The organism is Pseudoalteromonas aliena (genome assembly GCF_038155085.1).
Taxonomy (GTDB): domain Bacteria; phylum Pseudomonadota; class Gammaproteobacteria; order Enterobacterales; family Alteromonadaceae; genus Pseudoalteromonas; species Pseudoalteromonas aliena_A.
The window spans coordinates 71521-92487 of the sequence record NZ_JBAKAU010000005.1 but is presented as its reverse complement, the minus strand read 5'-3'; the positions used below and the strand labels follow the sequence as shown (position 1 = coordinate 92487).

The 20967-nt window shown below is 38.6% G+C and carries 22 protein-coding genes and 1 pseudogene; 10 read left to right on the top strand and 13 right to left on the bottom strand.

Going from position 1 to position 20967, the window contains the following annotated elements; all coding sequences use genetic code 11:
- Positions 1-164: 164 nt before the first annotated feature.
- The 5 genes from rplS to ffh all read right to left on the bottom strand — a co-directional run bounded on the left by rplS (position 165) and on the right by ffh (position 3767).
- On the bottom strand, positions 165-524 hold the full coding sequence (gene rplS, locus V6260_RS07090; RefSeq protein WP_341593356.1) for a 50S ribosomal protein L19: 360 nt from the start codon (positions 522-524) through the stop codon (positions 165-167).
- A gap of 33 nt (positions 525-557) precedes the next feature.
- Positions 558-1325, bottom strand: coding sequence for a tRNA (guanosine(37)-N1)-methyltransferase TrmD (trmD, locus tag V6260_RS07085; RefSeq protein ID WP_341593355.1), 768 nt, complete (start codon positions 1323-1325; stop codon positions 558-560).
- Complete coding sequence (rimM, locus tag V6260_RS07080; RefSeq protein WP_341593353.1) at positions 1325-1861, bottom strand: ribosome maturation factor RimM; 537 nt, start codon at positions 1859-1861, stop codon at positions 1325-1327. Before rimM ends, trmD begins: the two co-directional genes overlap by 1 nt.
- Before the next feature lie 17 nt (positions 1862-1878).
- Positions 1879-2127 carry a 30S ribosomal protein S16 gene (gene rpsP / locus V6260_RS07075; RefSeq protein WP_341593352.1) on the bottom strand — a complete coding sequence of 83 codons (249 nt, stop codon included), beginning with the start codon at positions 2125-2127 and terminating at the stop codon, positions 1879-1881.
- A gap of 260 nt (positions 2128-2387) precedes the next feature.
- Positions 2388-3767 carry a signal recognition particle protein gene (gene ffh / locus V6260_RS07070; RefSeq protein WP_341593351.1) on the bottom strand — a complete coding sequence of 460 codons (1380 nt, stop codon included), beginning with the start codon at positions 3765-3767 and terminating at the stop codon, positions 2388-2390.
- Between the two features lie 252 nt (positions 3768-4019).
- Here ffh and V6260_RS07065 point away from each other — a divergent pair, with 252 nt between their 5' ends.
- Together V6260_RS07065 and V6260_RS07060 are read left to right on the top strand one after the other, a co-directional pair.
- Complete coding sequence (locus V6260_RS07065; RefSeq protein ID WP_341593350.1) at positions 4020-4826, top strand: cytochrome C assembly family protein; 807 nt, start codon at positions 4020-4022, stop codon at positions 4824-4826.
- A 61-nt stretch (positions 4827-4887) separates the two neighbouring features.
- Positions 4888-6159: an HlyC/CorC family transporter gene (locus V6260_RS07060; RefSeq protein ID WP_341593349.1), complete on the top strand. Its 1272-nt coding sequence runs from the start codon at positions 4888-4890 to the stop codon at positions 6157-6159.
- A 114-nt stretch (positions 6160-6273) separates the two neighbouring features.
- Here V6260_RS07060 and V6260_RS07055 read toward each other — a convergent pair.
- Positions 6274-6770 (bottom strand): annotated as a pseudogene (locus V6260_RS07055) (SixA phosphatase family protein).
- Positions 6767-7921, bottom strand: a complete 1155-nt coding sequence (locus tag V6260_RS07050; protein WP_341593347.1) for a serine hydrolase domain-containing protein — start codon at positions 7919-7921, stop codon at positions 6767-6769. Before V6260_RS07050 ends, V6260_RS07055 begins: the two are co-directional and overlap by 4 nt.
- Before the next feature lie 112 nt (positions 7922-8033).
- Here V6260_RS07050 and V6260_RS07045 point away from each other — a divergent pair, with 112 nt between their 5' ends.
- The 6 genes from V6260_RS07045 (at position 8034) to V6260_RS07020 (ending at position 13760) form a co-directional block, all read left to right on the top strand.
- Positions 8034-8837 carry a hypothetical protein gene (locus tag V6260_RS07045; protein WP_341593346.1) on the top strand — a complete coding sequence of 268 codons (804 nt, stop codon included), beginning with the start codon at positions 8034-8036 and terminating at the stop codon, positions 8835-8837.
- 166 nt (positions 8838-9003) lie between these two features.
- Positions 9004-9786: a MipA/OmpV family protein gene (locus V6260_RS07040; RefSeq protein WP_341593344.1), complete on the top strand. Its 783-nt coding sequence runs from the start codon at positions 9004-9006 to the stop codon at positions 9784-9786.
- Positions 9776-10159 carry a DUF3019 domain-containing protein gene (locus V6260_RS07035; RefSeq protein WP_341593343.1) on the top strand — a complete coding sequence of 128 codons (384 nt, stop codon included), beginning with the start codon at positions 9776-9778 and terminating at the stop codon, positions 10157-10159. Before V6260_RS07040 ends, V6260_RS07035 begins: the two co-directional genes overlap by 11 nt.
- A gap of 24 nt (positions 10160-10183) precedes the next feature.
- Complete coding sequence (locus V6260_RS07030) at positions 10184-10888, top strand: response regulator transcription factor (RefSeq protein ID WP_341593342.1); 705 nt, start codon at positions 10184-10186, stop codon at positions 10886-10888.
- A 19-nt stretch (positions 10889-10907) separates the two neighbouring features.
- Complete coding sequence (locus tag V6260_RS07025) at positions 10908-12200, top strand: sensor histidine kinase (RefSeq protein ID WP_341593340.1); 1293 nt, start codon at positions 10908-10910, stop codon at positions 12198-12200.
- Between the two features lie 204 nt (positions 12201-12404).
- Positions 12405-13760, top strand: coding sequence for a sodium-dependent transporter (locus V6260_RS07020; protein ID WP_341593338.1), 1356 nt, complete (start codon positions 12405-12407; stop codon positions 13758-13760).
- 77 nt (positions 13761-13837) lie between these two features.
- On the opposite strand, the gene V6260_RS07015 is transcribed toward V6260_RS07020, so the two are convergent.
- Positions 13838-14287, bottom strand: a complete 450-nt coding sequence (locus V6260_RS07015; RefSeq protein ID WP_341593336.1) for a GNAT family N-acetyltransferase — start codon at positions 14285-14287, stop codon at positions 13838-13840.
- Between the two features lie 69 nt (positions 14288-14356).
- Positions 14357-15100 (bottom strand): sporulation protein, encoded by a 744-nt coding sequence (locus V6260_RS07010; protein WP_341593334.1) that lies wholly within the window; start codon positions 15098-15100, stop codon positions 14357-14359.
- Positions 15101-15366: 266 nt separating this feature from the next.
- On the opposite strand from V6260_RS07010, the gene V6260_RS07005 reads away from it, so the two are divergent.
- Together V6260_RS07005 and V6260_RS07000 are read left to right on the top strand one after the other, a co-directional pair.
- Positions 15367-16941, top strand: coding sequence for a cation:proton antiporter family protein (locus tag V6260_RS07005; protein WP_341593333.1), 1575 nt, complete (start codon positions 15367-15369; stop codon positions 16939-16941).
- Positions 16942-17287: 346 nt separating this feature from the next.
- Positions 17288-17512, top strand: coding sequence for a DUF3820 family protein (locus V6260_RS07000; protein WP_341593332.1), 225 nt, complete (start codon positions 17288-17290; stop codon positions 17510-17512).
- 88 nt (positions 17513-17600) lie between these two features.
- Here the strand turns inward: V6260_RS07000 and V6260_RS06995 are convergent, their stop codons facing one another.
- From V6260_RS06995 to V6260_RS06980, 4 genes are read right to left on the bottom strand one after another with little or no spacing between them, the layout of a single operon-like run.
- A complete protein-coding gene (locus V6260_RS06995) occupies positions 17601-18848 on the bottom strand; it encodes an ATP-binding protein (protein WP_341593330.1) in 1248 nt (415 codons plus the stop codon).
- Between the two features lie 25 nt (positions 18849-18873).
- Positions 18874-19566, bottom strand: coding sequence for a response regulator (locus V6260_RS06990; RefSeq protein WP_341593328.1), 693 nt, complete (start codon positions 19564-19566; stop codon positions 18874-18876).
- Positions 19567-19580: 14 nt separating this feature from the next.
- Positions 19581-19961 carry a DUF3019 domain-containing protein gene (locus V6260_RS06985; protein ID WP_341593327.1) on the bottom strand — a complete coding sequence of 127 codons (381 nt, stop codon included), beginning with the start codon at positions 19959-19961 and terminating at the stop codon, positions 19581-19583.
- A gap of 1 nt (position 19962) precedes the next feature.
- A complete protein-coding gene (locus V6260_RS06980; RefSeq protein WP_341593503.1) occupies positions 19963-20775 on the bottom strand; it encodes a MipA/OmpV family protein in 813 nt (270 codons plus the stop codon).
- Positions 20776-20967 lie beyond the last annotated feature (192 nt).

Below are 20967 nucleotides of genomic sequence, written 5' to 3'. Positions count from 1 at the left end.
ATAAATACTAACAGGAACACTTAACTGAGAAAAGGCTAATACTAAAATTTTACTGCGGCTGGGGGTCTATAATGAAGGTGAACGCTGAAGATTATTCCAAAAACCAAAACGGGTTGCAGCCCGAAGGATGCAACCCGTTTTTTTGCGTTGATAAACAGCGCGTATTAGTTAAGTTTTTCTCTAATACGTGCAGATTTACCAGAACGCTCACGTAGATAGTAAAGCTTAGCACGACGAACTGCACCGCGACGCTTAACTGTTACGCTATCAATAAGAGGGCTATGCGTTTGGAATACACGCTCAACACCTTCACCGCTCGAAATTTTACGAACAGTAAATGCTGAGTGAAGACCACGATTACGCTTAGCGATTACAACACCTTCAAAGGCCTGTAGACGCTCTTTAGCACCTTCTTTTACTTTTACCTGTACAACCACTGTATCACCAGGGCCGAACGCAGGTACGTCTGTTTTAAGCTGCTCATCTTCAAGCGCTTTAATAATATTTTGGTTTACTTTTGCCATTATGTTTCTCACTTTCCTAGGTGTAACTGTCTTCTAGCCACAAGCTTTTTGGTACTCTTGCTGAAATTGTGCGAGTAATACCGCTTGCTCCTCAGTCAGAGCTAGGTTATGCAACAAGTCAGGACGTCGTAACCAAGTTCTACCTAATGACTGCTTAAGCCGCCATTTTGCTATCTCTTGGTGGTTTCCACTGAGTAATACAGAAGGAACCTGTTTGTCGTCCAATGTTTCTGGTCGTGTATAGTGCGGACAATCTAACAAGCCATCCGAAAATGAATCTTGTTCTGCTGACTGGTTATGACCTAATACACCTGGCACTAATCGCGCTACTGCGTCAATTAATGTCATGGCTGGTAGTTCACCACCACTCAAAATAAAATCACCAATTGACCATTCTTCGTCAACATATGATTCTATTATTCTCTCATCTATACCTTCATAGCGACCGGCAATCAAAATCAGTTTATTAGAGTTAGCGAGCTCGCTAGCGCCCTGCTGATCAAGTTTGCGCCCTTGTGGGGACATATAAATTACTTTAGCGCCATCACCAGCTGCCTGTTTGGCTTCGGTAATCGCTTTTTTTAATGGCTCAACCATCATTAGCATGCCTGGACCGCCCCCGTAAGGACGGTCATCTACGGTTCTATGTTTATCTAAAGCATAGTCACGTGGATTCCAGCAATTAAAATCAATTAAACCATTTTTAACTGCGCGACCGGTCACGCCTTGAACTGTAATAGCATCAAACATGTCAGGAAAAAGGCTTATCACCCCTACCCATAATGAACTAGTTTGTGTCATTAAAACCCAGGATCCCAGTCTACGGTAATTTCTCTTGCATCGTATTTAACTTCTTTAATAACTGTATCAGTTAAAAAAGGAATTAAACGCTCTGCCTGACCAAATGCATCTTTACTGTTTGCTTTCACAACAAGTACATCATTTGATCCTGTCTCCATAAGGTCATCAACCGTGCCTAAATTATAACCTTTATCAGTCACAACAGACATGCCAATGAGATCTCGCCAATAGAACTCGCCTTGCGGAAGTTCTGGTAATTGCGCTGCGTCCATTGAAATTTCAGCATGGGTATAAGCCATTGCTTCGTCTCGGTCGTTTATCTGCGCAAATTTAGCGATAAAGCCTTTGTTGTGGCGACGCCAGTCGACCACTTCTAAGGACTGCCATTTACCTTGCTGCCCTATCAACCACGGGCTGAAATCGAAGATCCCTACGGGATCATCAGTAAATGAATGTACCTTAAGCCAGCCCTTTATACCATATGGGGCACCGAGCTTTCCTACGACAATTATTGATGAGGTGTTCTCTTGACTCATGGTTACACTTACGCCTATTAAGCCGCTTTACGAGCGTCTTTTACTAACTTAGCTACACGATCTGAAAGACCTGCGCCTTGACCTACCCAGTGTTCAACACGTGGTAAATCTAAACGAAGTTTTTCTTCTTGACCTGAAGCAATTGGGTTAAAAAAGCCTACTTTCTCGATGAAGCGACCGTCACGCGAGAAACGGCTATCCGCAACCACAATTTGATAGAAAGGGCGTTTTTTAGCGCCACCACGTTGCAAACGAATAGTTACCATACCGTCCTCTATAAAGATTGACTGTTTTCATTAATAAGATTTACCCCCCAGAATGGGGAGCTGGGGAATTGTACGAGTTTTTAGCAACAATGCAAGCAAGAAGTGACTTTAAAAAGCAGTTTAGTAGGTTAAAGTGTGATCTAAGCAGGAAATTAAAGTTTGTTTACTCTCAAGCGCATAAATTATTCAACAATTAAGGAGCTCTTTACCCCTTAATTGTATACTTTTTCACGAATTCAAAATTAGTTAGACATCACTAATTAAAACTTAGGGCCACCGCCGCCCATCATTCCAGGTGGTAACATACCTTTCATACCGCGCATCATTTTTTGCATGCCGCCTTTACCTTTCATTTTTTTCATCATTTTTTGCATTTGCGTAAATTGTTTTAGCAACTTATTAATCTCTTGCACCTGAGTACCAGAGCCAGCCGCAATACGTTTTTTACGTGAGCCTTTAATGATTTCAGGGCGAGCACGCTCCTTTTTAGTCATTGAACTGATAATAGCTTCCATTTGAATAAATGTTTTATCACCCATCTGGCCTTTAACCGCATCTGGTAAGTTTGACATACCAGGCAGTTTATCCAGCATTGACATCATGCCACCCATATTTTTCATTTGCTTAAGTTGATCAGCAAAATCATCAAGGGTAAAGCCTGTTCCTTTAAATACTTTTTCAGCAACTTTGGCTGCTTGCTCCTTATCTACTTTCATCTCGACTTCTTCGATCAATGAAAGTACGTCACCCATTCCTAAAATACGTGACGCGATACGATCCGGGTGAAAAGGCTCAAGTGCGTCAGTGCGCTCACCTACACCCATGAATTTAATAGGTTTACCTGTGATGTGGCGAATAGACAAGGCAGCACCACCACGCGCATCACCATCAGTTTTTGTTAAAATCACACCAGTAAGTGGCAGGGCTTCATCAAATGCTTTTGCTGTATTAGCCGCATCTTGACCTGTCATTGCATCAACTACAAATAAGGTTTCAATCGGGTTAATCGCTTTATGAAGGTCTTTAATTTCATCCATCATGTCGTTATCAACATGCAAGCGACCTGCGGTATCAACAAGCACTACATCAATAAATTTCTTTTTAGCATGCGAAATTGCAGCAGTTGCAATCTCAACTGGCTTTTGCGAAATGTCACTTGGGAAAAAATCTACATCAACCTCAGTTGCAAGTGTTTCTAGCTGCTTAATCGCTGCAGGGCGGTAAACATCGGCACTTACTACAAGTACTGATTTCTTTTTTCGCTCTTTTAAAAATTTAGCAAGTTTAGCTACACTGGTGGTTTTACCCGCACCTTGTAAGCCGGCCATCATGACTACTGCTGGCGGTTGTGCATTTAGGCTTAGCTCTTCGTTAGCCTCACCCATCGCCTTCTCAAGTTCTTCACGTACTATTTTTATAAATACTTGGCCAGGGCTTAGGCTTTTAGTAACCTCAACACCCACAGCTCGTTCTTTAACTTGTTTTACAAACTCACGAACAACAGGCAGTGCCACATCGGCTTCTAAAAAAGCCATACGTACTTCGCGAAGAGTATCTTTTATGTTGTCTTCAGTCAGACGGCCGCGGCCACTGATATTTTTTAAGGTTTTACCTAATCGTTCTTGGAGATTCTCAAACATGTAACGGTTCCGATAAGACGTTTATATCAATCCATTTAGATTTACTGTTAATTTAATTTTTAAATTAACAAAGACTGATTTATTAAATTTTAATTAAAAGTAGTATACCGTAAATGGTGCTGGACAATACAGCCTTCAAGTGCAGCTTATTGAGTTTCTTTTTTTAAGGTCTATTCATTTGCTTTGCTATAAAATACAATGCATAAATAACAACAAGGATTATTTTGTCTCAAATTAAGTGGCCCAAGCACAATGCTGATTATTAGTTTAACTATTATTGCTAGTTTATTTTATGTGTTAGCAACGTCCCACGTGCTTTCACGCCTATTTCATAAACAAGGCCCTAGCCAAAAAGTAACGGTTATTTTAAGCACCGTCGCTATAGTGGCGCATATGCTACTGCTAGTTAACTCTGTGTTTAGGTCCGATGGACAAGATTTAAGTATTGTTAATGTTGCCTTATTAACATGCTGGGTGATTGTTGTTTCGGTAACCGCGGTGTCGTTAAAATTCCCAGCTACGTTGTTACTACCGGTTGTATATGGCTTTGGTGCACTTTTAACAATTGCCAGTTTGTTTATTCCGCATCATATTATGCTGCAAAGTATTAATGTTGAAATTGGTTTAGTGACACATATTTCATTATCGTTACTCGCTTACTGTATTTTGATTATTGCTACTTTATATGGTGTACAATTTTACTTTATTGATAAACGTCTTAAACGTAAAGATTTAGCAATTGTACACAGCCACCTTCCACCTTTAATGGTTGTAGAGCGCCAGCTTTATCAACTTCTTAATTTGGGCACTATCTTGCTTACATTTGCATTACTATCTGGGTTTGTATTTCTTGATGGTATGTTTGCTAAAGAGTTTATTCATAAAACCATTTTATCGTTAGTTGCATGGGCTATTTTTGCTGTTGTAGCACTTGGCCACATGAAAAAAGGCTGGCGTGGTAAACCCGTAGTTGTTACGATCATGGTCGCTGCATTTGTCCTCACACTTGCTTATTTTGGCAGCCGTTTCATACAAGAAGTAATACTAAATAAGTTTTAACTTGACTCTGCTTACTCACTCTAGCTTAATACGCATTGATTTATAAGAAAAGGATCCATCGTTGGACGACATATCGACAAGTACCCTATTTATCATTTTAGGTTTTCTGGTGCTTTTTTCTGCTTATTTTTCTGGTTCAGAAACCGGAATCATGTCAATCAATCGTATACGCCTGCGCCACCTCGCAAAAGAGGAGCATCGTGCAGCTAAACGAGTTAGTAAATTACTTAGCCGTCCAGATAGACTCATTGGTTTAATCTTAATCGGTAATAACCTTGTTAATATAGCTGCGGCACAGGTTGCTACTATTATAGGTATTCGCCTTTATGGCGATCTTGGTATTGCTATAGCTACAGGCGTATTAACTTTAGTTGTGCTCATATTTGCTGAAGTAACACCTAAGACCCTTGCCGCTCTTTACCCTGAAAAAGTTGCTTTCCCTAGCTCAATAATACTAAAAGGGTTACTCAAAATACTTTTCCCTTTTGTTGTTATTGTGAACTGGATGACAAATGGTATATTGCGATTATTTGGTATTAGTGCAGCGCAGATAGATCAGCACAGCATGAGTAAAGAAGAGCTGAAAACAGTGGTAAGTGAATCTGGAGCTCTATTACCAGCTCGCCACCAAAGTATGCTGACCTCAATTTTAGATTTAGAGCAGGTAACGGTTGAAGATATCATGATCCCACGAAATGAAATTGTGGCTATTGATATTAATGATGATTGGAAACTAATTAGCCGCCAGCTTACTCACGCCCAACATACACGAGTACTATTATATCGCGATAATATAGACGATGCCGTGGGCTTTATTCATTCACGAGATGCCCTTCGCCTACTTACTAAAGAACAATTTGATAAGCCTTCATTACTAAGGGCTGTACGCGAGATTTACTTTATACCTGAAGGAACATCGCTAAATACACAGCTTTTGAAATTCCAACAATCTAAAGAACGAATAGGCTTAGTGGTAGATGAATACGGTGATATTCAAGGTCTTGTTACTCTAGAAGACATCTTAGAAGAAGTAGTTGGCGATTTTACAACAACGCAAACCCGTACCCCAAGCGAAGAAATAACAACCCAAAGCGATGGTTCATACATTGTTGACGGTGGCGCAAACGTACGTGACTTAAACAAAGAAATGGGCTGGGATTTCCCTCTTGATGGCCCTAAAACCCTAAGTGGTCTAATTGTGGAGTATTTAGAAGATATCCCCGATGCCAACCTTAGTTTACGTATTGCAGGCTATCCCGTTGAGGTTCTTCAAGTTAAAGAAAATATGATTAAACAAGTAAAAATACAACCAAATAAACGGATAAAACAATAAATTAACTTTTTAGTACGCAAATATTTAGAGCTTATTTCTATATTGGATCACACTGATTCAATATAACTGTTATGTGTATGAATTAATTTTACCCGCGGACTAACTTAATCTTCATTAGAATCTCATTGATAATCTTCGAACTTTATACATATTAAAAAGATCATTGTGAGTTTTTTCTAATTTATAATAGTGGGAAAACTCTATTTCACTCATCGCTAACTCTTTTTCATTCGAAAGTAGCTCGGCCAGTTACGGCGTCGTATTACTGTGCCCAATAACAACTACACCCTTTAGTTTGAGTAACTCATTTTTAAATCACTTAGCCCACCTGCGTTATACACATTTATTTTGGTATTAAAATGTGGCTGCAAAGGTGCGGCTGTTTGCAACGTGCGTTTATAGTTGCTGCTAAAAAGATGTATATTTTGATGCTCTTTAAACAAAGCAACTAAATTATTTGCACGTGCCTTCCCTTCTTCTGAGAGCGCTGGGTTTTTACCCGTTAACTTTTCGCTATGACGAAACAAATATACTTCGTCAGGTGCGGCAAATACCAAACTACAATTAAATGACATGGCTAAAAAAGCGACTGCTAATATTATTTTATTCATATTTTTTTACCTCGCTTATACTCTAATAGCCTGTCGATAAATTCAGTCGTTAATTCATTTATTACGCCGGTTTCAGCATTAATGATTAAACTAAAACCAACATCTAAGTGTGGAAATACAACCACATCGCTTCTATATCCTTGCACCCAGCCACTATGATAATAAAGCGTTTCATCGGCGTAATTATAAACCCGCCAACCTAGCCCGTAATAAGCCTCATTAAGGTGTTTTTTCCACACTCTGCGATGCATTTCTTTTTTTGTATGTGTATAAGGACGTGTTTGCTTTGCGAGAGTATCCAATGACAAAACATCAGAGTATTGACCTAGCTGGGCTTTTAACCAAATGGCCATGTCACTTGCGCTGGCGTTTACACCCGCTGCAGGTCCCACTTTATAATAATTCTTTTTAAGCTCCGCGCTATACCAACGTTTTGTACCGCGCACGTGTGGTAATGCGTAATTTTCATCCTGAACCATAGATTCAAAACCTAAGCTGGCATCACTCATTTTTAAAGGCTCAAAAATAGCTTCTCGTAACCACTGTCCGTAACTTTTACTGCTGCTTTGCAATATTACATCACCTATGAGGCTAAACATTACGTTTTGATAGCCATAGCACTCACCTGGTTTACAAATAGGTTTAACGCTAAGTAACTTTTCGACAATTCCGGGGTAATCCATACGAGACTCAATTAAATTATCGTATGCATTAGGCACTAACCCGCTTGAATGGCTTAAAAGATGAAACACCTTTAAATCATCTTGATAAACAGTCCCTTTAAAATCAGTTATGTATTCGCTAACAGCTTTGTCTAATTCAAGTAAACCATCACTAGCTAATTTAGCTGATAACGAACCTGCAAATGTTTTAGAAACAGACGCAAGTCTAAACCGAGTATGATTATTAACTTTTTGTCCCTTTCGGATTTTAGTTACACCCATTGTGTGGATGTAGTCTGAGTTGTTTGTATTTACAATCGAAAGTGCAGCGCCTGGTATACCTTTACTTTTTAATTTTTTTTGCGCATAACGGCCGTACTTTTTTACAAATGCATCCCAATCAGGATCTGCTTTTGATGCAAAACTCACAGAGCTAAACAAAAAACACAAAGCAGGTAAGCTATACAATAAAGATTTAAGATACTTCATTTTTATAAAATTTATCTTTTTAACTACATCTATGTAGATAATATCATGAAGTTTTGTTTGGACTAACGTACAATACGACGATTATTTGGTTTTTAGTGAGTGTTTAGTACTTATGCGTTTTTTAGTTGTGTCACTTTTTATTATATTATCAACTGGTTGTACTCTTACAAAGCAGCCGGCCGAGCCACTGGCTATGCCATTAAAGCCAACATTAAAAAGTCAAACCTACCAGCTTGAGTACACCACAGAACACTCATCTCCAAAAGTTAAATCCGTTCAACTTCCTGCACATAAAGTAATTAGAAACCAAACAGTAAAAATTATTACCGATAAAGCAAGTGTAACCGATAAACTTTTATCACAAATTAGCCAAGCACTTAACGATAAACAGCTAAAAGTAACCACTAAAAATAACAGCGACTACACACTAACTATTCAGCAACTTGATTTAACTTTCACTGACGAAGTTAAGTACGTAATAAAGCAACCTGAGAACCCTTTTACATTATATTCAGATATTGCCCAGCAATACCCAACCCAGGAATGTGCTGTAATATTTGCACAAGTAAGTATGCGCCTCACACATAAAGCATCGGGTGATGTTGTTTGGTTTGCTAAATCTTCTATTGATAGTGCAAGCTTTCATCGTGAGCCACTAATTTATAGTCTCACCGAAGAGCAAAAAATAACTAATGAGCTTGAGGTTGCCGCTTTTGTCCATCAGCAAAACACTGATGAAGCTCGCATTGAAAGACTTGGAAAAGACATTCAAATTCCTCAGTACAAAATGTTGTCAAAATTATCTAGCCTTACCAAACTTAGCGGCCCATGTAACAGAACAGAAGTAAGCGCATTAACGCCTATGATGCAGTTTTACTTAAGTAGTATATTAATCGATAAAATTAAAGTTCAGTAAATTTTGCACTTACTACATTTTTTTACAGATTAAAGGAACGAATTAACAATATACTACGCTTAATAACAAATAATAATTAGGCTCCCTAGGGATGAGAAACACTTTGCTTAACCGTACTTTACTGAGCATAGCATTGCTTTTTTGCTTCATTTTTAGCACCACAAGTATGGCAAGTAACCGCTATTATGCAGACAATACGTTAGAGCCAACCCAAGGCTTTGCGTGGGATTGGAGTGCTGGTGCGGGCTTTTATATTGAAGATTCTTACCTTGTCGGCATTGAGTCTTATGATAAAGGCACTGAAATCGACTTAAGCCTTGCTGTTTCCTACGATAAATTTTACCTTGATTTCGATCACAATCAACTCAGTGGCGGCCTTGTAATAGGCTACAGCCTTATAGATAAATTTGATTGGGGCTTAGACATACTTGGCACAAACACTCAAGCCGGGTTTGACGAAAAAGGCCTCGGATTTTATAACCACGGAGTTATAAAAGAACTCCAAGGTATAAAAAAGCGTAATTACGACTTTGACGTTGGCCTTCGACTTTCTCGTCGATTTGAAAATTCTCAATTCTCTTTTGAATACCTTCATGATGTATCTGGTGCACACAATGGATGGGTTATAAACAGCTTCTTTAGTCACATTCTACCATGGCGAAATTGGGAGTTTAGATCCGGTGTTGGTGTAAGCGCCTACTCAGCTGACTTTACCAATTATTACTTTGGCATTGATAGCGATGAAGCCACCAGCCTTCGCCCGATTTATAGCAGCAATGCCAGTACTAGTATTATTTTTGAGTTCCATGCTGAGTATCCAATAAGCCAAGATTGGGTGTTTTTATCCGGCTGGCTTACCACATGGTTTTCAAAAGAAATTGACGACAGTCCAATTATTTCCCAAGGATATCAACACAAAGCCAAGGTAGGCCTACGTTATGTATTTTAGATGGTTCTGGGTATTACTGATCTTTTCCAGTACTTTTACTGTTAAAGCTCAGGAACCTCCTGAGGCACTCATAGCAGTTCCCGACACCTGCGTTGCATTGCGCGAAGGGCGAAATTGCTATGCTGACGTTACGCTAACGTGGGAGCAACCTCTCATTGGTAATTATTGCCTACGTGACGCCACCTCAAAGTACATAATGCAATGTTGGCTTAAACAACAAAGTGGTACTTTTAATTATGCTTTTGACTCACAGCAAAGTATTTCATTTGAACTATTTGATAGCAATACATCCAAAGTAATCAGCACCGCAGAAGTAAAACTACAATGGGTTTATCAAAACAGGCAAAAAAAACGCCGCTGGCGACTATTTTAATACCAATCACATTAGGGATGTTTTATGGATAACTACGGGACTATTTTACTTGTTGAAGACGATGCATCACTAGCGCAATGGGTGGCTGAATATTTAACAGAGCAAGGCTATACAACGCATGTTTGTCATCGTGGTGACGAGGTTGTTAGCCAGGTCAAAACGCTAAATCCAAATATTGTACTCCTAGATATTATGCTCCCGGGGCAAGATGGTATCAGCGTGTGTAGAGAGCTTCGTAGCTTTTATAATTTGCCTATTATAATGCTCACCGCACGCGATGAAGAGATGGATGAAGTTATTGGTTTAGAAGTTGGCGCAAGCGACTACATAATGAAACCAGTGCGTCCGCGTGCATTGCTAGCGCGCATAAAAGCAGCACTGCGTCAAAATAATGAGCCAAATAAGCCACAGGTTAGCCAAAGCGTTATCCAAGTTGGTGCGCTTAGTATTAATACCGAATCTAGAAATGTGACCCTTAACGAGCAAGATATAAATATATCAAGCGCCGAATATTTATTATTACACTACCTAGCAAGCAATGCAGGTCAAGTTGTATCACGCGATGCCGTATTTAAAGCAACCAAAGGCAGAGAATACGACGGACTTGATAGAAGTGTTGATGTACTTATTTCTGCACTTCGTAAAAAATTTAATGATGATCCACAAAACCCTGAAAAAATTAAAACCATTTGGGGCCGTGGATATTTACTTGTTTCTACCGCGTGGTAATAAAGCGATGAATAAATAAATGAAAAAGTTTTATATATCGCTTCTAGGCAGTGCACTTTTATCTATAGTGGTACTGGGCTGGCTTATTGATGCTTTTAGTCAACAAGCGCATACCCCACGGGATGAATTTAGTCAGCAAAGTAAAATGATCATGGGTTTTAATAAGCAGTTAGCTAACATACCTACATCTGAGCGCAGCGATTATGTAAAACAATTAGCCCGAGAGTTTGACGTTTTAATTGACTACAAGCCAAATGAGTCACTCGCCTTACCACCGTCTTTATTATTACAAATGCACACGCCAGGTGGGCTGATTTTAGAGGATCAGCAAGGCTTTTATATGCTTTATAGTAGCGACGTTTTAAATCCTTTTCACTTATCAATGCGTTTAGATAAAGTTTTTGATAGCGAGCAGCATAACGACATTATCTTAACCCTACTATTCTACGCAGGTTTGTGTGTATTTATGGGGTTTATTATCGCGCCCTTAGCTAAACGGCTGACTGTCTTGAATGAAGCCGCTAAAAAGTTTGCCTCTGGTAATGTTCAAGCCCGAATAAAGGTATCGCATTTTACCTATATAAAGGACGTAGAACTTACTTTTAACCGCATGGCTAGCCAAATAGAAAAACTTGTCGCCGAAAACAAACTAATGGCCTCAAGCTTGTCTCACGACATACGCACCCCTATCGCGTGCCTACGATTTGGTTTAGATGCGGCATTAGATAGCTATGATGAGCAAAAAATAAAACAGTACTTAACCCGTATGGAGAACGATTTAGATCATATGGAATCAATGCTTAGTAGCTATTTAGCATTTGCTACTTTAGAGCAAAACGCGAATAAACTGACCTATTCATCAACCAATATTAAACCATACCTTGAAGATATTTTAGTACAGCTGGCACCAAAGCTTGAATCGCAAGTGTTAAGTGTGCAACTAAACAGTAGCGACGAGTTAATAAGTGCCGATCTTCATTGGCTTGCTCGTGCCATTACAAACTTATTAACGAATGCCTCCGATTTTGCGAGTCAATATATTTACTTAAGTGCAAAATTACACGAGCAACAACTTATAATTACCGTAGAAGATGACGGCCCAGGTATCGCTCGAGAAAATTTTAGTAACGTATTTACCCCATTTTTTAGAGAAGAAGATCACCGTAATAGAGCCGATAAGAGTTATGGTCTTGGTTTAGCCATAGTTGCCAAAGTAGCTGATTGGCATCACGGTAGTGTTAAAGTCACTAAAAGCAATCAACTAGGTGGGGCTTGTTTTACTCTCACTATTGCTCAGCATTACAACCCGTAAAGCAATAGTTACAGACTGTAATTAACAATTATTAAACAAAATCAACCCGTTACTTTAAACGACTTAATAACAACAATTAAAATCGATGGTTATAACATACACTTTACTTATTAATTTGTGCTAGATCAGCAAATAAGCACTTTTTATTTATTTACATTTCCAGTAGATTGTCACCGCCGTCACACAATAGAGAAGTACAATAATATGAGCGCAGTTAGAGGCGAGTTTAGCTCTCGCTTTGGTTTTATTATGGCCGCCGCGGGTTCTGCCGTTGGTTTGGGCAATATTTGGGGATTCCCTACACAAACAGCAAGTAATGGCGGTGCTGCATTTTTAGTCGCATATTTAGTGCTTGCGTTCTTTTTAGCCTACCCCGCTTTAATGGCTGAACTTATGATTGGACGTCATGGCCAAGCAAACGCAGTGTCATCTCTTCAAAAAATATCTAATAAGCCATGGCAAAAACACTTTGCCTTTGCTGTTGGTTTTGGCGGTATTTTATGTGCAGGCTTCATTTTAAGCTTTTACGCCATTGTTGCCGGTTGGATGCTCAGCGCCACAGCCGAACCCATAGCCACTTTAGTTGGAGCCAACACAGCATCTACATGGCTAAGCGAGCAATCACTTACTCGAAATATTATATTCACCATGATCTTTATCGTTCTAACTGTCGCTATTATAAGTAGAGGCGTTGAAAACGGTATCGAGAAGTGGTCTAAGCGTTTAATGCCTGCACTTTTAGGAATTTTATTTGCACTTATTGCTTATGTAATGACGCAAGATGGTGCTATGGAAGGCTTAAAAGCCTATTTAGTCCCAGACTTTTCATCTATTTTTGACGCAAAACTATTAGTAAGTGCATTAGGGCAAGCTTTCTTCTCATTGTCGCTTGGCACTAGCGTAATGATTATTTACGGCTCGTACATTAGTAAAAAAGAAAACCTCGTTTCTTTAGGCGCGTATGTAACCCTTATTGATGTATTTATAGCCTTTGTTGCAGGCTTACTGATTATTCCGGCTATGTATGTAGCGCAAGCTCAAGGCGTTGAAATATTCTCGGCCACAACGGGTAAGCTACTCTCTGAAGATACATTAGTGTTTCAGGTACTCCCCGCTTTATTTGATGGAATGGGCGACGTAGGTCTATTTGTGGGTTTTTCATTTTTTGCGTTAATGAGTATTGCCGCTTTAACATCATCTATTTCAATGTTAGAGGCGCCAGTATCGTACACCGTAGAGTGCTTTGGGATGAAACGTGTTCAAGCAACGTGGTTAATTGGGGCGCTAACTGCTGTCGTTAGCATTACAATTGTATATAACCTTAGCAGCTTATTTGGCTTAGTAATCACTCTCACTACAAAAGTAGCTCAGCCTTTACTTGGCCTTATGTGTTGTATATTTGTAGGCTGGATTTGGTATAGAGGCTCATTACTAAAAGCAATTCAAGAGGGTAACCCTGAAGTTCACAATACATTGTTTTGGAAAATATGGCCTTGGTATACCAAGTTTGTATGTCCACTTGCTATTGGTATGGTGTTTTTACACTCACTGTTGAGTTAAATGATACCTTACTTAAAATAGTTTTAAATTAAAACAGCCCACATTAGTGGGCTTTTTTATAGTTACTTAAATTTGATTTATTGAGTGAGTTTTAAAATCATATCTTGATGAGGTATGCCATCTTCTAGATATTCGCTTTTGTAATCCTCAAAGCCAAAAGAGCGGTAAAAACCAAGTAAGTAGGTTTGTGCGCCAATATAAATATCTCGCTCAGGCCACAGCTCTTTACAGCATTCTATTGCTTTACTTACAAGTAGAGTGGCGTTGCCTTTGCCACGCGCGCTTTTACTTACCAGTACGCGTCCTATAGCGCTGTATTGCTCATTTTTTTCATAGCATCGCGCATAAGTGTCTAGCCGCCCATTGTCTAATGTATATAGATGCTGTGTATTTAAGGCTATATCTACATCATCAAGTTCAGGGTAAGGACACGCCTGCTCTACAACAAATACGTCCACACGTCCTCGCATAATAGTAAAAAGAGTATGCGTATCTAAAGCATTAAACTGCTCACGTTTAAATTGCATTTTAAATCCTATAAACAATAAACCCAGCCTAGGCCGGGTTTAATAAAATTATTCACTTGTTAGTTTATATCAAGCAAATAAACGCTCTAGTTGGTCGCACAATTGCGATACATTCACGTGGTCATGTTCTATCGTTAAGTCTACATAACCATCGCCTCTAAAGGCTCTGTCTAGCTCTATAAGCACATGTGTTTTATGTGCCTCTGGTACAAATGACAACTCAATCTCTTGAATACCAAATAAACTACGGTTATTTGGTTTATATTCAAGCTCCTGATAACAGCCCGATAGCGATTGAAATGTAGAAGCGCGCAAATGACCCTTTTCAACATCCGCTTTCATTAAGTTAAAACCTAGCTTTTCCATTGCTAGCATACATGTTTTAACTGCTTCATTAGGATAAATGTGTAAATGGTCTTTATCGCTCGGATCAAGCGCTAAATCAATATCTAAACCTGTTTCAAGCCACACATGAGATTGATTGTAACCTGCATTAATCTCTGTAATAGGTGTTTCAGAATGAAGGCGTGCTTCAAAAGGGATACTTTTAACTTCGCCCGGCTCAATTGTACCTATATCTGTAATTCGCCATTGGTCAATCACATGATTGGTAAAATAATCGCCATCATCACCTGCCACTTTAACACGGGTCATAAGTAATAAATCTAAGCCTTCAATATCTTGGCTAACATCACCCCCGGTAATGACTATTTGTGCGTTAAAAAGCTGACCAGGTTGTAGGTGTTCAGTCTCTAAAACAGTATCTACTTTTGCAGCACCAATACCTACCGACGCTAAAATCTTTTTAAACATATATTTCTCCTTAAGCTGAGCGGTTCTATTATTTGCTCTGGCTTAAACTTCTTCGTTATCGCATCTTAACCATATTTAAAAGCCAATGTCAGTGAAAAAATGTTATTTACATACTATTTACGATTAAATGTATGTTTGATGCGTGTTTTTTATACACATATAGGCAAGTATTTGATTAGACGCGTTCATTTTTAGGCCTATTTTTATTTTCAATGGTATAAATTTTTCGTTACACTGCAACCCCAAATGAAGTGATATTAAGAATTATGGAACTAATCTATTTTGCCGCCGCGTTTGTGTGTGGTTTTGCTGTTTATCAGTTAAAGCTGCCTCCTCTTATTGGATTTTTATTAGCAGGTTTTGCTTTAAATTTATCGGGTTATAAAAGTACAGAGTTGCTCGATACAATAGCTGCACTTGGCGTAACCCTTCTTCTTTTTAGTATTGGTTTAAAGCTAAAGGTAAACAGTTTAATTAAACCCCAAGTGTGGGCGCCTGCAACATTGCATATTATTTTTAGCAGTGCGCTTTTTAGTGGCTTTATGTTATTGCTTGGTGCTCTCGCCATTCCACTATTCATTGATTTAAGTTGGCAAAGTGCCTTACTGGTTGGGTTTGCGCTTAGTTTTTCAAGTACTGTATTTGCAGTGAAAGTGCTTGAAGAACGCGGAGAAATGGCAAGCCTACACGGTAAAGTAGCCATTGGTATACTAGTCATGCAAGATATCTTTGCAGTTATCTTTTTAGCGATTAGTACAGGTAAAATTCCAAATATATGGGCAATTGCATTAATAATTGCTCTGCCTTTATTACGACCTGTCATGTATGGCGTATTAAATCGCTCTAAACATGGTGAACTATTACCATTATTTGGTTTTTTCTTTGCTTTAGTTGCTGGTTATCATGCATTTGAATTTGCAGGATTAAAAGGCGATCTAGGCGCACTCATAATTGGGATGATGTTTGCACCACATAAAAAAGCAGGAGAACTATCAAAATCTCTGCTTAATTTAAAAGACATATTATTAGTCGGTTTTTTCTTAAGTATTGGCTTGAGCGCAGAGCTAACCACTAGCTCATTAATCGTTGCCATTATACTTGTTTTAGTTTTACCTATTAAAATAGCGCTTTATTACGTATTCACAAATGTATTCAAACTACGCGCGCGTACATCATTACTTACCGCCTTTAGTTTATCTAACTACAGTGAATTTGGGTTAATTGTATGTGCAGTAGCAGCTAGCACAGGCATGATCACTTCTGAGTGGCTGGCCGTAATGGCAATTGCTGTTTCTATCACCTTTGTAATTGCCTCGCCGTTAAATAAACGCTCAAACGAGCTATACGTAAAAATAGAGCACTGGCTATTAAAGTTTGAAAGCAAAACTCGTCTAGCTGAAGAACTACCCGTTAACCTAAACAATACTAAAATAGTCATTTTTGGGATGGGGCGCATTGGTACTGGTGCTTATGAAACTATTAACGCGACTCACCCAAATGTTGTTGCAGGTATAGATATAAAACCTGAGGTGGTAGATAAGCACGTTAACAGAGGTCGCAACGTCTTAATTGCTGATGCAACAGATCCTGACTTTTGGCAACGAGTAAATCATTCGCAAGTAGAAATGGTCATGCTTGCGATGCCAAAGCATATGCAAAATATTTTTGCGCTAGAGCAACTACAAGCCTCTGGTTATAAAGGCCAAGTAACAGCTATTGCAAACTATCCTGATCAACAAAAAGAGTTAGAAGAAATGGGTGTTCATTCTACTTATAACTTTTATCTAGAAGCCGGTAGTGGTTTTGCAGAACACGTTAAACAAGAGCTATTTAACGAATAATCACTTTTTATAACGTCTATAAATAATAAAGCCTTAAATTATTAAGGCTTTATTATTTTATAAATGAAAAGCAATTCTATTTACATTCCTTTACAAGCCTCTTCACCACAAGCATAAAAAACAGGTAGACTATCCATGTTAGTTAAATAAAAAACCATGTTCTAATAATAACTTAATTAGATCCCAGCTAATTAAAGTTCAACTAGGTTTATATTAATTAACAAAAAATTATTAAATCAGAGGGCCTACTCCCTCGTAAAATAGGCTGTTTCTTGCCCGTCACAGCCTATTTTATATTTCTAAAATCCCTTACACTTACGCAAAATTTAAAACCTAAGTAACTCTTATGGATCCAAAACTATTAAAAATAGCTGTAAATACAACGATGCCTTTTGGGAAATATGCTGGTCGCCCTTTATTACTGCTACCAGAACCTTATTTGGTGTGGTTCAAACAGCAGGGATTTCCTGACTCAAAACTAGGGAGCCAACTAGCAATGATGTATGAGGTTAAACTAAATGGCCTTGAGCAAATGTTAATGCCATTACTTGAAAAAATAAAAAATAGTTGAGAACTTTTTTAAGCACCTGCGGTCTATTATATTGCTACTTGTTGATTTTGGTTTTGAACCACAAAAAAAGCGCCCTTAGGCGCTTTTTTTATGTCTTAAATTTGAGAGGTAAATATACAATAAATTTAGCACCACCTAAGCTTGAGCTTTCTACTTTACACTCTCCTTGATGCCACGACACAATTTTAGCAACTATAGCGAGCCCTAAACCAAAGCCACCAGTGTCCTTGCCTCTACTTTTATCTAATCGAGTAAAAGGTTTAAATACGTTTTCTCGCTCACTGAGTTCAATTCCTTCACCATCATCTTCGACAGTCAATATGATGTGAGTTGCCTTTTGTAGCAATGAAATTTTGACTTGTTGATGAGTGTATTTGAGCGCATTACCAATTAAATTTTGAAATACTCGCGCCATAAAGTGGCTATCACAGTAGTAATTTAAATGCTCCTGGAGATTTATAGAGAGTGTTGTTCTAGCCTCAAAATTTAGCTTTTCAACAGTAGTTTTTACCAGCCCAGCTAAATCGCAGTTTATTGGCTGTAAACTTGGTTGTTGAGAGTCTAATCGCGCGTATTCAAGCATTTCAGAGACAAGTGACTCAAGTTCACTAATATCTGTTTGCATATTGGTTAAGTATTTTTCGCCTTTTTCATTAAGCATTTGCTCTTGTACCATTACAATAGCAAATTTTAAACGTGCTAATGGCGTTCTAAATTCATGTGATACCGATGAGGTAAGCTCTTGCTGTGCACTAAGCAAAAACTCAATACGTTGCTGCATTACATTTAATGTATCAGTTATAGGTAAAAAGAAAGACTTAGAAGAATCGTTTAGTTGAAAGTCTTGCAAACCCTCTACCGCTTCACATGCTTTACGTAGCTTTGCAAAGTCACGCCAGAGTAAAAAGCTCCACAGCCCAACAGGTATACCTATAATAATAAGTAGTAATAAATACGGCCAAACAGAAGATGATTCCTGCGTTAATACACCTACCGGTCCGACTTGAAGTAATGAATCATTACCAAGATCTACATACCAAACAATACGTTGTTGCTTATCATACAAGTATAAGTAGTGGTTTTGGTTTAGCTGCGATTGTTGTTTTTGAGGGAGTATTAAATCACGTCGTTCAATCACCTTACTTTCAAAGTTATGCTTTAGCTTTTTAAGACCATTTGGGGTTTGTGAAAGCAACCAAAGTGATTGCCCAAACTCATCGTCTAAGAAGACCTGCTGCTGCGACTCTTCATAGGGCCACAGCTGATCAATAACACCACTTACAGCAAATAGTGAAACAATGATATATAAGTATAAGCTGGTAAACAGTTTTCCCATTACAGCCGATTAACCTTAAATAGTTCTAGAGTTCCCACGCATCAGAAACAAATAAATAACCTTGTCCCCATACAGTTTTTATACGATACGGCTTATCACTATTATCGCCTAATTTTTTACGAATTCGTGATACGCGTACATCCACAGTTCTATCAAGTCCGTCGTATTGACGGCCAATCATATGTTGGTGCACATGCTCTCTGCTTAGTACTTCACCCGCATTTGATGCTAATAGCCATAGTAACTCAAACTCGTGCGAAGTTAATACAATCTCTGAATTACTTAGTTTTACAATACGGCTTGTTTTATCGATGACTAAATCACCAAACTGCAGTTCTTCACTAGATTTTACTATTGGTTGCCCACGTCGGAGTAATGCATTGATCCGCGCTAATAATACACGTGGCTCTGCTGGTTTAATTACATAATCATCAGCACCAAGCTCTAAACCAAGTACTTGGTCGAAGTCCTCACCTTTAGCAGTCAACATTAAAATTGGTAGAGTAAATTTATCTCTCACTTGGCGGCAAACGCTAAAGCCGTCTTTACCTGGCAGCATAACGTCTAAAATCATCAAATCGGGGGTATTATTTTCTAGGTAATTAAACACTTCGTCACCACGCTCTAACACTTCTACTTCAAGGCCATTATGTTCAAGGTAATCTTTTGTTAGTTGTTGTAAAGCGAGATCATCTTCAACAAGTAAAATTTTTGGCATGAGTTGCTCCTAAATTAAAAAAAACTCCACGGAGAGCGAAGCCTACGCCTATTTTTTTTAGCATGGGCGCTTTGTACTTCAACTTGTGTTTTTGCTATTAACACACCCGTATGAGGATTGATTAAGGAGTATATGGTCTCCACCTGAACACGCGCTTTATAATTGAATTGCCCTGAACGTTGTTGCTTCCAGCATTGAAGCAGTTGTGCTTGTTGATACAAACAGGCATCACTATACGCGTTTAATTGCCAATTAAACTGTAAATCAAGATCGCAAAAATCCTGCTGTTCAGAAACGACGCAGACTTTTGGAGAAACGCTAAAAAAAGGGGGTTTCGCCACACTAAAACCACTAAAAAAAGTGGTAATAAAGACAACCAATATTGAATACTTCATATTAAAAAGTACGATCGAATCCTATAAATGCAGTCATTGAATAAGTACGTTCAAAGAGCGGACTGCCATCCATAGGCGAATAGTCGTAATATGCTACATGAAAACGAAGAGAGTCAGCCTTACTCAGTGGCCAACGGGCGTCGATTTTAGCATAAGGCTGCCAACTACTACCAACGCCTATTTTACCAAATTGAGTTTCGCCCTCTTTAAGTCCATAAAAATAACTATTTAGTTCCGCAGATTTATAGTTTATTCCAAGTGTTGGCTTTATTTTGAGCTTTCCAAGCACAGTATGATATTGCCACTGCAATGCACCGCGTACACCTCGATAAACATCGGTTATATCATGCAGAGCCTGGACTGAAAAAACATGGTCTTCATTTACATAGTGATATGCAATACCCGCATCCAAGGCAATTTGCCGTTTATGTAAATTATCAATATCAGCATAGCGAGAAGACAAAGCTTCATTTTGCATTACAAACTGATTACCAAGTTCACTAGTTTGCAATGTAAATACATTTTTAGGGTGCCAGTCTATAAAAAAGCGAGATTCGGAGTTAAGTTCACTAACTAGATTAAAATGATGCTTCGGGGATTGTGAAAATGAATAGCCAAGGCGGCCATTATCAAAAAACCACTGCTCTGCATAAAACGCAATTTGTGGAATAAGCACAAGCGGAATATTATCCCCACCATGTAAAGGGTTAGTTATAACTCCAGCCCCAACGCTTAAACTCAAATGCAGACGATCTGTTGTTATATCTTGCTCTGTATAATCGTCAGCATGCTTGCTTGCCTGTGTTGCCTGCACCGAAAGGCAAACAAACATAGCGCTAAAACATAGAGCTGTTAATAAGGTGAAGGAATACCGCATCAGCGTACATCAAAGTATTTAAGTAAGTCCCCCATACTAGCAAGGTCCTTTTGAACTAGCTCTAGCTAGTTACAATTATTAACAATTCACATACAAAAATGTTAACTTTGATGTTTTAGGTGCTTTTTA